Here is a 12,724-nt window from a genome sequence, read left to right on the forward strand (position 1 = left end):
TCCATGACCGAGAATTAGCCCGGGCCGTATAGTCCGCGTGGAATAAACGGCGCGGAGGGAGTACGGATGGCGGGCTCGAAGCTGACGCCGCTGGCGATGGCGGTGCTGGAGCTGCTGCACGAGAAGCCGATGCACCCCTACGAAATGGCCCAGCTGATGCGGGAGCGGCACATGGGCCTGCGGATCCCGGTCAAGGCTGGCTCGCTCTACCACACGGTCGAGCGCCTGGAGGGGCAGCGGCTGATCGAGGTGGTCACCGTCCAGCGGGAGGGCCGCCGCCCGGAACGCACCGTCTACGGGATGACCCAGGCCGGCAAGGACGCCTTCGTCGAACGCGGCAAGGCCATGCTCAGCACGGTCGCCGACGAGTACCCGGAGTTCGCCTGCGGGCTCAGCGTGCTGGACGACCTCGACCCCGACGAGGTGCTGGTCGAGTTGCGCAACAGGGCGCTGCGCCTTGCCGCCGGGGTCGCCTCCGACGACGTGATCACCGGCCACCTGCGCGAACGCGAGCTACCGGAGATCTACTGGCTGGACTGGAAGTTCTACGCCGAGCGCCGCCGGTTCGAGCTGGACTGGACGAACCGGCTGGTCGCGGAGATCGAGTCGGGCGAGCTGGCCTGGCAGCACGCCGGCCGCGACCACCCCCGGGGACTGAGCCTCGTCACCGACGAGCGGAGAGACGGCGATGAACACGAAGCGAGTTAACCCCTGGGCCGCGCTCGGCGCGCTGTGCCTCGGCCTGTTCATGATCCTGCTGGACACCACGATCGTGTCGGTGGCGATTCCGGCGATGCTCACCGGACTGGACGCCGGACTGAACGCGGTGGTCTGGGTGACCAGCGTCTACCTGCTCACCTTCGCGGTGCCGATGCTGCTCTCCAGCAGGCTCGGCGACCGGTTCGGCCCGCGGCAGGTCTTCCTGGCCGGGCTGGTCGTGTTCACCGGCGCCTCGCTCTGGTGCGGACTGTCCGGCACCGCGGAGATGCTGATCGCGGCCCGCGCCGCGCAGGGCCTCGGCGCGGCGATGATGACCCCGCAGACGCTGGCCTTCATCTCACACCTGTTCGGGCCGGCCCAGCGCGGTGCGGCGATGGGCATGTGGGGCGGGATCGCCGGGCTGGCCACGATCACCGGCCCGCTGCTCGGCGGGGTGCTGGTGGACCACCTCGGCTGGGAGTGGATCTTCTTCGTGAACGTGCCGATCGGACTGGTCGCGATCGTGCTCACCCTGGCGCTGGTGCCGAACTGGCAGCCGAGGCACGCGCACTCCTTCGACCTGTTCGGCATCCTGCTCTCCGCGGCCGGCCTGTTCTGCCTGGTCTTCGGTGTCCAAAATGGACAGCAGTACGACTGGGGCGTGGTCACCGGCTCGGTCACCGTCTTCGAGATCATCGGCGCCGGAGTGCTGCTGCTGGCCGGTTTCGTGCTGTGGCAGCGGTTCAACCGCAAGGAACCGCTGCTGCCGCTGCGGGTGTTCGCCAACCACAACTTCACCGCGGGCACGATCTCCTCGGCGGTGGTCGGCTTCGCGCTGATCGCGATGAACCTGCCGCTGATGCTCTACCTGCAGGCAGTGCTCGGGCTTTCCCCCACCGAAACCGGGCTGCTGATGCTGCCGATGTCGTTGCTCTCGGCCGGGGTGGCCCCGTTCGCCGGGCTGCTCTCGGACCGGACGAACCCCAAGTACCTGCTGATGGCCGGGCTCGTCGCGCTGGCCGCCGGGCTCGGCGTGCTCGCCGCGCAGGCGCAGACCACCACCGCACCCTTGGCCTTCGTGCCCGCGATGCTGGTCATCGGGCTCGGGGTCGGCTGCATCTTCTCGCCGATGGGCACGGTGACCATGGGCTCGGTGTCGCCGGAGCTCACCGGTACCGCGTCCGGGATCTACAACACCGCGCGGCAGATCGGCGGGGTGTTCGGCAGCGCGGTCACCGGGGTGCTGATGCAAGCCAGGGTCACCGCGTCCACCACCGCCGAGGCGCGGCACGCGGCGGAGAGCCTGCCCCCGGAGTACCGCACCGGGTTCCTGGAGGGCATCCGCGACGCGGCCGCTTCGAACAGCGAGTTCGGCGGTGCGGCCGCCACCGCGCCGCCCGGCCTACCGGCGGACGTGGCCGCGCAGTTCCAGCGGCTCGGCGCCGATGTGATCCACAATGGACTCACCAGCGCCGCGAAGGTGACCCTCCTGCTGCCGATCGCGGTCCTGCTCGCCGGCGCCGCCTTCGCCCTCACCATCCGCCGCCACTCCCCCGCCCTCACGCCCACCAATCCGTGAAGGGCACCTTGCCTACCTTCAACGTAGGCAAGGTGCCCTTCACGGACAATGACTCAGCGGCGGGGGTAGGTGAGGCCGAAGCCGTGGGGGAACAAGGGAGTCTTGCCGTCGCCGGCGTTGACCGGCTCCTGGGCGACCGAATCCGGCCAGGAGACGGCGAGCTTGCCGGTCGGCTTGTAGTCGCCGAAGAGCACGTCCGCGACACCGGCCCCTTCGCTGCCGGGCAGCCAAGAAGCCACGAAACCGTTCCACTGCGGCAACTGCTTCGCGATGTCCAGCGGACGCCCGGACACCAGCACCGCCACCACCGGCACCCCGGTCGCCTTGACCTTGGCCAGGGTGGTGAGGTCCTCCGCGTCCAGGCTGAGGTCGTCTGGCCGGTCCCCGGCGCCTTCCGCGTACGGGGTCTCACCGACCACCACGACCGCCGCCTGGTAGCCGGCGTCGATCCCGTCGGCCTCGCGGTCGTAGGTCACCGTGGAGGACTTGCCCACCGCGGCCTTGATGCCGTCCAGGACGGTGCTGCCCGGGATCGCCGGGCCGCTCTGGCCCTGCCAGGAGATCGTCCAGCCACCGGCCTGGTTGCCGATGTCGTTCGCGTTCTTGCCGGCCACGAAGATCTTGTTGTCCTTTTTGGCCAGTGGCAGCACGCCGTCGTTCTTCAGCACCACCTGCGACGCGCGGACCGCCTGCCTGGCCAGGTCGCGATGTTCCTTGCTGCCCACCGTTTCCAGGTACGAACGGTCGGTCAGCGGCCGCTCGAACAGGCCGAGCTCGAACTTCTTGGTCAGGATGCGGCGGTTCGCGTCCTCGATCCGCGAAGGCGCCACCCGGCCCGCGTTCAGCTCCGCGCGCAGCAGGGTCAGGAACTTCACGTAGTCGTGGGGCACCATGAACATGTCGATGCCGGCGTTGACCGACTGGCTGACCTCGGCCGCGGTGAACCCGGTCTGGCCGTCGATCTGGTCGATGCCGTTCCAGTCGGACACCACGATCCCGCCGAACTTCAGCTCGTTCTTCAGCAGATCGGTGATCAGGAACTTGTTGCCGTGGTCCTTGACCCCGTTCCAGCTGTTGTAGCTGACCATCACCGAGCCGACGCCGCGCTTGATCGCCTCCTGGAACGGCGGCAGGTGCACCGCGCGCAGCTCCTGCTCGCTGATCTCGGTGTTGCCCTGGTCGTCGCCGCCGGTGGTGCCGCCGTCGCCGATGAAGTGCTTGGCGGTGGCCAGCACGGACGCCGGGCCGTTCAGCGAGCCGCCCTGCAGCCCGTTGATGACGGTCGAGTTGCGGATCGCGTCCTCGGGCTTCTCGCCGAACGACTCGTAGGACCGGCCCCAGCGCTCGTCGCGCACGACGCACAGGCAGGGCGCGAAGTCCCAGTCGATGCCGGTGGCGGAGACCTCCTCGGCGGTGGCCCTGCCGATCTTCTGCACCAGAGCCGGGTCGCCCGCCGCGCCGAGGCCGACGTTGTGCGGGAAGACGGTCGCGCCCCAGACGTTGTTGTGCCCGTGCACCGCGTCCACCCCGTAGATGGTGGGAATGCCCAGCGGCGTGTCCACGGCGGCCCGCTGGTAGGCGTCGTAGGTGTTGGCCCAGGACTCGGCCGTGTTCGGCGCGGGCGAGGAGCCGCCGCCGGACAGGATCGAGCCGAGCCGGAGCCGCGCGGCCTGCGCCGGGGTGGCCCCGTTGCGCTCGGCCTGCACCATCTGACCGAGCTTGTCGTCCAGGCTCATCCGGCGGAGCAGATCGTCCACCCGCTTGGCGACCGGCTGCTTCGGGTCCTGGTAGATCGGTTTCGGCGCGGCCGAGGCGGTCACCGGCGCCAGCACCGCGCTGGTCAGGAACAGGCCCGTGAGCAGCAAGGTTTGCGTCCGGCGTGCTTTTCTTCGGACGCGGAGGCGAGACGTCATCGGTTCCTCCGGAGGAGACTCGATATGTTGCGAGCCACAACAAAGTAGCCTCCGGCGCACCCCTGGTCCAGACCTTCCCTCTAACGGCCCAGCCGGAAACCGACCGGTTACGCTGCGCACCGTGCGTTTCGTGCTGGGCTCCGCCTCTCCCGCCAGGCTCGGGGTGCTTCGCGCCGCGGGCATCGACCCGAGCGTCGTCGTGTCCGGTGTGGACGAGGACGCGGTCGCCGCGACCCTGACCGACCCTTCGCCCGCCGAGCTGGTCACCGCGCTGGCCGCCGCGAAGGCCGAAGCCGTGACCCGCGAAGTGCTCGCCACGCACGGCGACGCGGTGGTGGTCGGCTGCGACTCGATGCTGTCCATCGGCGGTGCGATGGTCGGCAAACCGGGCAGTCCGGAAGTGGCCCGCGAACGCTGGGCGGCGATGGCGGGACGCACCGGCGAGCTGCTCACCGGGCACGCGGTGGTGCGCCTGACCGACGGCAGGCGGGACGGCCTCGCCACCGGCAGCCACGCCACCACGGTCCGCTTCGCCGAGCCGAGCCCGGACGAGCTGGACGCCTATCTCGCCACCGGTGAACCACTGGGAGTAGCCGGCGCGTTCACCCTGGACGGCTTCGGCGGCTGGTTCGTGGAGGGCATCGACGGCGACCCGTCCAGCGTGATCGGCATCAGCCTGCCGCTGACCAGGAAACTGCTCGCCGAGGTCGGCGTCAGCGTGATCGACCTCTGGCGCTGAACTTTTCTCACATCCTGAGAGATGCTCCACACGAATGGGTGATGCGGAAGAGTTCCCCGTTGCCGAACGTTAGTCACGTCCGGCACATAAGGAACCATTCATCCTCCGGAGCGAGCCCGTGTCCTTCATACGCACCTACACCAAGCCCAGGGTCTTCGCCGCGGCCGTGATCGGCTCGCTGGTCGTCGGCGCGGTGCTCGGCATCATCGCCAGGACCACCGAGGCCGAATGGCTGACCGAGACGCTGAGCAAGATCGGCACCGTGTTCACCACGCTGCTGCAGATAGCGGTCATCCCGCTGGTCTTCACCGCGATCGTGGTGGGCATCAACAGCCTGCGCCACCTCGGCGGCGGCCGGACCGCGGCCAGGCTCGGCGGCAAGACCGTGCTCTGGTTCGCCATCACCTCGTTCATCGCGGTGCTGATCGGCATCGCCGTCGGCAAGCTGTTCAACCCGGGCAGCGGCGGACTCGGCGAAGGCGTGGTGGCGACCGCGAAGAACGCGGACAAGGCCGCCCAGAGCGTGGACAACTGGGGCTCCTGGGACGCTTTCATCGACGGCATCGTGCCCTCGAACTTCTTCAGCGCCTTCGCCGAGGGCGAAACCCTGCAGGTGCTGTTCCTCGCGGTCATCGTCGGCGCCGCGGCGTACAGCCTCGGTGAGCGCGCCAAGCCGTTCGTGAGCTTCACGACCAGCGTCTTCGAGATCATCCAGCGCTACCTCGGCTGGATCGTGCGGCTGGCCCCGATCGGCATCCTCGGCCTGATCGGCGCCGCGGTGGCCAACTACGGCGACGCGCTGTTCCGGCCCCTGCTGTCCATCACGGTCGCGGTCTACGTCGGCAGCCTGCTGGTGCTGCTGGTGGTCTACCCGATCCTGCTGCAGTTCGTCGCGAAGGTGAGCCCGGCGAAGTTCTTCGCCAAGTCGTGGACCGCGATCCAGTTCGCCTTCGTGTCCCAGTCCTCTGGCGCCACCCTGCCGCTGACCCGCCAGTCCACTGTGAACCTCGGCGTGGACCCCGCCTACGCCGGTTTCGCCACCCCGCTGGCCAGTGCGACCAAAATGGACGGTTGCGCGGCGGTGTTCCCGGCGATCGGCGCGATCTTCATCGCGAACATCTCCGGGGTTTCGCTGAGCATCGGCCAGTACATCGGCATCGTGGTGGTCGCCGTGCTCGGCGCGCTGGCCACCGCCGGCACCACCGGCTGGCTGACCGCGCTCACCCTGACCACCACCGTGATCGGGCTGAACCCGCAGCAGGTGGCGCTGGGCATCGCGCTGATCTACTCGGTCAACCCGATCATGGACATGATGCGCACCGCGACCAACGTGGCCGGCCAGATCGTGGTGCCGACCATCGTGGCCAGGGGCGAAAACCTGCTGGACGAGGATGTCCTGCACGGCCCGAGCGTGCCCCCGCTGCTCACCGACACCGGCTCCGCCCCCAGCAAATCCCCTACCCCCACCCCCGCCTAACCCCAACCCCGCAAATAGCCGGCTTTTTGCCCTTATCCGAAAGGGCAAAAAGCCGGCTATTTGCCGTTTTAGGGGCAGGGGCGCAGGTCGGCGGCGGTGAGGCGGATGTCCGGCCAGCCGCGGATCTGCGACGGCGACGTGTAGCCCCGGCTGCAGCCGACCTGCTTGCCGCCGAGGTCGAACACCTCGGCGTGCACCGGGGTCACCTGGCATTTGCCGGCGCTGGCCTGCGCGTCGGAGCACTCGTGCTGCACCCGGACCACCTCCGCCGCGTCATCACCGGTGACGTTGGCGAGCACGATGCTGCCCGCGTCCGAGAAGTACGGCTTCTCCGACGCCCGCCAGTTGCCCTCCCGCGACACCAGCACCTCGCCCACCATGCCGCCGTCGTGCGGCCCGCGGACGAGACAGGCCGAGACGCCCGCCGCGAAGCAGCTCAGCGAGTCCCCGTTGAGCCGCACGCCGAGCGCGGTGATGCTGGTCTCCAGCACCATCTTCGAGGTGGCCCCGCCGATCCGGACCCGCCCGGTGCCGCCCTCGGCATCCGCGAGCAGCTCCACCGACTCCCCGTGCACTTCCACGCTGCGGAGCACCTGACACGGTCCCGCCCCGCATTCCGAGCCCGGCAGCGGAGTCACGCCGCTGGCCACCGCCTCGCCGGCGGACTGGAAGCCCTGGTGGTCCGTCGCCTGCGACCGCAGCAGCACCACGCTGACCAGCGCGGCCGCGGTGACCACCGCGGCCAGCAGCGCCGTCCACAGCACCGACCGAGACACGAGACCCCTCCTAACCCCTCTCCCCAGAGCGTATGCGAGATGACTGAGAGCGCACGTCTATGTTGTTACCGTGACAAATCCTGAACTGCCCCCGGTCATCTACGTGCCGACCACGCCACATCGGAACGGCAACACCGAGTCCAGCATCGAGCTGCGCCGCACCGGCGACGGCCGCCTCGCCCTGCTCGCCTACTCCGCCCTGGACCGGCTCGTCGCCTGCTGCGGCGAACACCAGGCCTGGGTGCTGGTGACCAGCGGGAACCTGCCAAAGTTGTACGCCGCTCAACCGTACGACGTTATCCTGCTCGACGCCCAGCTCCCGGAGGATCTGCGGTACGGCCACCAAGCGGTGTGACCGTGATGAGTGAGCCGCCTCTCAGCACAGACCGACCCACGGGTACGTAAACTGCTGCGAGGTCCACAGGCGTGCCGGTGCGACGCCCTGGGCCCATCGGCTCATCGACACAGGAGGTAGGGCGTGCCCGAGCAGGCCAGCGCGATCGAGGGCGGACCGGTCACGAAAATTCTCGTCGCGAACCGCGGCGAGATCGCGGTCCGGGTGATCCGGGCGGCCAGGGACGCGGGCCTGACCAGCGTCGCCGTCTACGCCGACCCCGACCGGGACGCCCCGCACGTCCGGCTCGCCGACGAGGCTTTCGCACTGGGCGGCAGCACCGCGGCCGAGAGCTACCTGGTCTTCGACAAGCTGCTCGACGTGGCCAAGCGCGCTGGCGCGGACTCCGTGCACCCCGGTTACGGCTTCCTCTCCGAAAATGCGGACTTCGCCCAGGCCGTGCTGGACGCCGGGCTGACCTGGATCGGGCCGAGCCCGCAGGCGATCCGCGACCTCGGGGACAAGGTGACCGCGCGGCACATCGCGCTGAAGGCGGGCGCGCCGCTGGTGCCCGGCACCAAGGACCCGGTGGAGACCGCGGACGAGATCATCGCCTTCGCCGAAGAGCACGGCCTTCCGGTGGCCATCAAGGCCGCGTTCGGCGGCGGCGGCCGCGGGCTGAAAGTGGCCCGTACCAAGGAGGAGATCCCCGAGCTGTTCGAGTCGGCGACCCGCGAGGCGGTGGCCGCGTTCGGCCGCGGTGAGTGCTTCGTGGAGCGTTACCTGGATCAGCCCCGGCACGTCGAGGCCCAGGTGCTGGCGGACAAGCACGGCAACGCGATCGTGGTCGGCACCCGCGACTGCTCGCTGCAACGGCGGCACCAGAAGCTGGTCGAAGAAGCGCCCGCGCCCTTCCTCACCGACGACCAGCGGGCCCGGATCCACACCTCGGCCAAGGCGATCTGCAAGGAGGCCGGCTACTTCGGTGCCGGCACGGTGGAGTACCTGGTCGCGGTGGACGGCACCATCTCCTTCCTGGAGGTGAACACCCGGCTGCAGGTCGAGCACCCGGTGTCCGAAGAGACAACTGGCCTCGATCTGGTCCGCGAGATGTTCCGGATCGCACGCGGCGAGAAGCTGCGCTTCACCGAGGACCCCGAGCCGCGCGGGCATTCCATCGAGTTCCGCATCAACGGCGAGGACGCCGGCCGCAACTTCCTGCCCGCGCCCGGCACCGTGACCAGGTTCGTCGCGCCGAGCGGGCCCGGCGTGCGGGTCGACTCCGGGGTGGAGAGCGGCAGCGTGATCGGCGGGCAGTTCGACTCGATGCTGGCCAAGCTGATCGTCACCGGTTCGGACCGGGAGAACGCCCTGGAGCGCAGCCGCCGCGCGCTGGACGAGATGGTGGCCGAGGGCATGGCCACCGTGCTGCCCTTCCACCGGGCGATCGTGCGCGACCCGGCCTTCGTCGGCTCCGGCGACTCCTTCGACGTGCACACCCGCTGGATCGAGACCGAGTTCGACAACCGGATCGAGCCGTTCACCGCGGCCGCCGAGGTGGCCGAGGACGAGCAGCCGCGGCACAACGTGGTGGTGGAGGTCGGCGGGCGACGGCTGGAGGTCTCGCTGCCCGGTGACCTCGCGCTCGGCGGCGGCGCTCCCGGCGCCGGCGGTGGCGCGGCGGCGGCCAAGGCCAAGCCGCGCAAGCGCGGCGGTGGCGGCAAGGCGGCGGTCAGCGGCGACGCGGTGACCGCGCCGATGCAGGGCACCATCGTCAAGGTCGCGGTGGAAGAGGGCCAGCAGGTGGCGGCCGGCGAGCTGATCGTCGTGCTGGAAGCCATGAAGATGGAGAATCCGGTCACCGCACACAAGGCGGGCACCGTCACCGGGCTGTCGGTCGAGGTGGGTGCCGCTGTGACACAGGGCACCGCTTTGCTGGAACTCAAGGACTGAGGGTTCCCGCAAACTGCCGAAACGTCCGCCGGAGTCCCTTTCCGGCGCGTGACGGTTACGGCACAGGCTGAGAAACAGCTCAGTTGTCCTGGGTGCGGCCGGGCGAACCGGCCTACCATCGAAAAGGTGAACGAGGTTCCCTCACCGCAGCTGCGGATCAGCGACGTCGACCGCGAGTCCGCCCTGCGCGCGCTCGGCGAGCACATGAGCGTCGGCCGGATCACGCTGGACGAGTACGGGGACCGGTCCGCGCGGGTGACCGCGGCGAAGACCAGGGGCGAGCTCGCCGAGATCTTCGCCGACCTGCCGCAGCCGCATCCCAGCTTCGACGGCACCGTGCTCGCCCCCGCCGCCGAAAGCCAGGGCACCGTCGAACCGGCGGCCGAAGCGAAGCCCGCGACCCCGGCGCAATGGGCGGACCGGCCGCTGCAGCAGCGGCTGGTGGCGGCCGCGGTGCCGCTGGCCGCAATGGTCGGCGTGGTGCTGTTCTTCGTGCTCGGCGGCTGGTGGTGGTTCCTGCTGCCGGCCGCGATCGGCGCGGTGGGCGGCGGCCTGTGGGGCGAGGACTGGCAACGCGGCCGCCGGGGCCGCCGCCACGAATGGCACCGCGAGCACCATGAGCATCAGCGTGAACGGCACCGCGAACACATCGAACGTCAGCGTGAGTGGCACCGGGAGAGGCACCGTGACCGGCAGGAATTCCGTCGCGAGCTGCGGGACCGCCGCCGTGGCCTCGAACATTAGGCCGCGACCATGAGCGACCGACCCGACCTGCGCCTCAGCGACGCCGACCGCGAAGAGGCACTCGACGCGCTCAGCGAGCACGTCCGCACCGGACGGCTGGACATCGACGACTTCGGCGACCGGTCGGCCAAGGCCACCGCGGCCAAGCGCCGCAGCGAGCTGGCGGCGCTGTTCGCGGACCTGCCGGCGCCCCGGCCGTCCGTGCTGCTACCCACCGCGCCGCCGCCGGTGCCCGCGCCGCAGTCCTCCGGCGCGCTGGCGACGCCGTGGCGGGCCGGGTTCGCCGTGCCGATCGCGGCGGTGCTCTTGGTCGGCCTGATCTTCGCCGCCAGCCGGGTGGTGTTCTTCCCCGGCTTCCTGATCGTCCCGCTCATCATCGCCTTCGTGATCTTCAACCGCCGTCGGCGCTGACCGGCCGCTGCTCTAGTCTCGCGACAGTGGAACCCATCGAGATCAACGCCGGTGACTACTACCTGCGTCCACTCCGGGCGGACGACCGGATGGACGACCGGCCGGCGCTGTTCGAAGCCTTCGCCGATCCCGAGTTCCGGCGTTTCGAGCCCGCGCTGAGCCTGGCGGATCTGACGCAGGCCGGAGACTACGTGCGGCAGCGGGCAGCGGAATGGGCCGCCGGCCGGCGCTGCTCCTGGTGCGTGGCCGAGCCGACCACCGGCGCCCTGCTCGGCGAGGTGGGACTCAAACGGCTGGACCTGGACGCCGGCAAGGCGGAGGCCTCGATCTGGGTGCATCCGGCCGCCCGCGGCCGCGGGGTCGCGGTGACCGCGCTGACCGCCGTGCTGCGCTTCGGCGCCGGTGCGCTCGGTCTGCGCGAAGTGTCCTACGTGCACTCCGAGAAGAACGTGGCTTCACGGGCCGTGGCGCAGCGTTGCGGATTCCGCCTGCTCGGGCCGGCGCACACCCGGCATCCGCAGCTCGGGCCGAGCATGCGCTGGGTGATCGACCCCGGCGAGTGCTGAGCTGGGACAACATGAGCGAGCCGAGTTTCTTCCTCACACACCTGTTGGCACTGCTCCACGACGGCGGTGACCGGCCCGCGTTCCTCTTCCGCGGCAAGGAGATCAGTTACCGGGACTGCTACCGGCTACTGCGCCGGCTGCATCACGCACTGCCGGACACGGTGCCGGGCGAGGTGGTCGCGGTGCTCGCGGGCAACCGCCCGGAGACCGTGCTGGTCCAGCTCGCCGCCCAGCTGCGCGGCGCGCGGGTGCTGCTGATCAGCGCGTCCTCCAGCCTGCCGGACCGGCTGGCCGCGCTGCGCGCCGCCGGTGCCACCACCCTGATCGTCGACCCCGAACGGGAGCCGGGCCGGATCGACGAGCTGATCGGCACCAGGGCGCCGCTGTCCATCGGGCCGGCCGGCTCCGCGGGGTCACTGCCGGCGGGAACCCCGGATCTTCTTGCCGCATCAGGAGAATCCCCGCTCGACCTGCCGAGCGGGGTGGTCACGATCTTCCCCACCGGTGGTACCACCGGCACCCCTAAGCTGATCGAGCACGGCGGCACCTACGAAGGCATGGCGCGGATCTTCCGGCCGAATCCGGCCGGGCCGGGCCGGATACTGGTGACCGCCCCGATGTCGCACATGACCGGCAACGCGGCCACCCTCGGCGCGCTGCTCGGCGGGGACACCGTGGTGCCGCACAACGGTTTCGACCCGACCGCGGTGCTGCGCTCGATCAACGACGACCGGATCACCGCGCTTTCGCTGACCCCGCCCAGGCTGGCGCAGCTGCTCGACCATCCCGCGCTCGCGGACACCGACCTGAGCAGCCTGCGCTCGCTCTCGCTCGGCGCCGCCCCGCTGTCCACCGAGCGGCTGAGCCAGGCGCTCGAGGTCTTCGGGCCGATCGTCGGCCAGGGCTACGGGCTCACCGAAGCGCCGATGATCGCCACCATCACCGCCGCCGAGCTGGACGGGCACCCCGAGCGGCTCGGCTCGGTGGGCCGGATCGTGCCCGGTATGGCGGCCAAGATCGGCGACGACGGCGAGGTGCTGGTGCAGGGTCTGTCCCTGATGGACGGTTACCGCGATCCCGCGCTCACCGCCGCCGCCTTCACCGACGGCTGGCTGCACACCGGCGACATCGGCCGTTTCGACGACGACGGCTACCTGTACCTGCTCGACCGGGCCGTCGACGTGATCATCACCGGCGAGCACGGCACGAAGGTCTACTCGACTGTGGTGGAGGACGCGCTCGCCCGCCATCCGCTGGTCCGCCAGGTCGCCGTGATCGGGATCCCCGGCGCGGGCGGCGAAGGTGAGGCCGTGCACGCGGTCGTCGTCCCAGCCGGCGCGTTGGATCCCGCCGATCTCCAGCGGCACGCCCGCGCCCATTTCGGCCAGGAGCATTTCGTGCCGTCCACCGTCGAGTTCACCGACGCGCTACCGCTCACCCCACTCGGCAAGATCGACAAAAAAGCCCTTCGCACCCCTTACTGGACCCCTCACCCCCGCCCCATCGCCTGACCCGAACGAGCCCAACGTGACG

General features: G+C 70.2%; 12 protein-coding genes. 10 read left to right on the top strand and 2 right to left on the bottom strand.

What is annotated here, in order from left to right:
• The first annotated feature begins 66 nt into the window (after window positions 1-66).
• Window positions 67-708 carry a PadR family transcriptional regulator gene (locus tag AMYNI_RS0111550; RefSeq protein ID WP_020668170.1) on the top strand — a complete coding sequence of 214 codons (642 nt, stop codon included), beginning with the start codon at window positions 67-69 and terminating at the stop codon, window positions 706-708.
• Window positions 689-2,278 carry a DHA2 family efflux MFS transporter permease subunit gene (locus AMYNI_RS0111555; RefSeq protein WP_020668171.1) on the top strand — a complete coding sequence of 530 codons (1,590 nt, stop codon included), beginning with the start codon at window positions 689-691 and terminating at the stop codon, window positions 2,276-2,278. Before AMYNI_RS0111550 ends, AMYNI_RS0111555 begins: the two co-directional genes overlap by 20 nt.
• Window positions 2,279-2,331: 53 nt before the next feature.
• Here AMYNI_RS0111555 and AMYNI_RS0111560 read toward each other — a convergent pair whose 3' ends face one another.
• Window positions 2,332-4,191 (bottom strand): glycoside hydrolase family 3 protein, encoded by a 1,860-nt coding sequence (locus tag AMYNI_RS0111560; RefSeq protein ID WP_084628356.1) that lies wholly within the window; start codon window positions 4,189-4,191, stop codon window positions 2,332-2,334.
• 121 nt (window positions 4,192-4,312) lie between these two features.
• Here AMYNI_RS0111560 and AMYNI_RS0111565 point away from each other — a divergent pair, with 121 nt between their 5' ends.
• Both AMYNI_RS0111565 and AMYNI_RS0111570 read left to right on the top strand, forming a co-directional pair.
• Window positions 4,313-4,930, top strand: coding sequence for a Maf family protein (locus AMYNI_RS0111565; protein ID WP_020668173.1), 618 nt, complete (start codon window positions 4,313-4,315; stop codon window positions 4,928-4,930).
• 118 nt (window positions 4,931-5,048) lie between these two features.
• Window positions 5,049-6,407 (top strand): dicarboxylate/amino acid:cation symporter, encoded by a 1,359-nt coding sequence (locus tag AMYNI_RS0111570; protein ID WP_020668174.1) that lies wholly within the window; start codon window positions 5,049-5,051, stop codon window positions 6,405-6,407.
• 68 nt (window positions 6,408-6,475) lie between these two features.
• Here AMYNI_RS0111570 and AMYNI_RS0111575 read toward each other — a convergent pair whose 3' ends face one another.
• Window positions 6,476-7,183 carry a hypothetical protein gene (locus AMYNI_RS0111575; protein ID WP_051116304.1) on the bottom strand — a complete coding sequence of 236 codons (708 nt, stop codon included), beginning with the start codon at window positions 7,181-7,183 and terminating at the stop codon, window positions 6,476-6,478.
• Between the two features lie 70 nt (window positions 7,184-7,253).
• Here AMYNI_RS0111575 and AMYNI_RS0111580 point away from each other — a divergent pair, with 70 nt between their 5' ends.
• From AMYNI_RS0111580 to AMYNI_RS0111605, 6 genes are all read left to right on the top strand, one after another.
• On the top strand, window positions 7,254-7,538 hold the full coding sequence (locus AMYNI_RS0111580; protein WP_026360321.1) for an SAV_915 family protein: 285 nt from the start codon (window positions 7,254-7,256) through the stop codon (window positions 7,536-7,538).
• 123 nt (window positions 7,539-7,661) lie between these two features.
• Window positions 7,662-9,470, top strand: coding sequence for an acetyl/propionyl/methylcrotonyl-CoA carboxylase subunit alpha (locus AMYNI_RS0111585; RefSeq protein ID WP_020668177.1), 1,809 nt, complete (start codon window positions 7,662-7,664; stop codon window positions 9,468-9,470).
• Window positions 9,471-9,596: 126 nt separating this feature from the next.
• Complete coding sequence (locus tag AMYNI_RS0111590) at window positions 9,597-10,214, top strand: DUF1707 SHOCT-like domain-containing protein (protein ID WP_020668178.1); 618 nt, start codon at window positions 9,597-9,599, stop codon at window positions 10,212-10,214.
• 9 nt (window positions 10,215-10,223) lie between these two features.
• On the top strand, window positions 10,224-10,625 hold the full coding sequence (locus AMYNI_RS0111595; RefSeq protein ID WP_020668179.1) for a DUF1707 SHOCT-like domain-containing protein: 402 nt from the start codon (window positions 10,224-10,226) through the stop codon (window positions 10,623-10,625).
• A 26-nt stretch (window positions 10,626-10,651) separates the two neighbouring features.
• Entirely contained in the window at window positions 10,652-11,191 is a 540-nt protein-coding gene (locus tag AMYNI_RS0111600; RefSeq protein ID WP_020668180.1) for a GNAT family N-acetyltransferase, read from the top strand.
• An 11-nt stretch (window positions 11,192-11,202) separates the two neighbouring features.
• The gene (locus AMYNI_RS0111605; protein ID WP_040406803.1) at window positions 11,203-12,702 is read left to right on the top strand and encodes an AMP-binding protein; all 1,500 of its coding nucleotides are present in this window, start codon (window positions 11,203-11,205) and stop codon (window positions 12,700-12,702) included.
• Window positions 12,703-12,724: the final 22 nt, after the last annotated feature.

This window comes from Amycolatopsis nigrescens CSC17Ta-90 (assembly GCF_000384315.1).
GTDB classification, from domain to species: Bacteria; Actinomycetota; Actinomycetes; order Mycobacteriales; family Pseudonocardiaceae; genus Amycolatopsis; species Amycolatopsis nigrescens.

Bases quoted from the DNA above. Each gene is read 5' to 3' on its own strand.
- AMYNI_RS0111595 (WP_020668179.1), top strand. From the start codon at position 10,224: ATGAGCGACCGACCCGACCTGCGCCTCAGCGACGCCGACCGCGAAGAG.
- AMYNI_RS0111550 (WP_020668170.1), top strand. From the start codon at position 67: ATGGCGGGCTCGAAGCTGACGCCGCTGGCGATGGCGGTGCTGGAGCTG.
- AMYNI_RS0111560 (WP_084628356.1), bottom strand. From the start codon at position 4,191: ATGACGTCTCGCCTCCGCGTCCGAAGAAAAGCACGCCGGACGCAAACC.
- AMYNI_RS0111555 (WP_020668171.1), top strand. From the start codon at position 689: ATGAACACGAAGCGAGTTAACCCCTGGGCCGCGCTCGGCGCGCTGTGC.
- AMYNI_RS0111605 (WP_040406803.1), top strand. From the start codon at position 11,203: ATGAGCGAGCCGAGTTTCTTCCTCACACACCTGTTGGCACTGCTCCAC.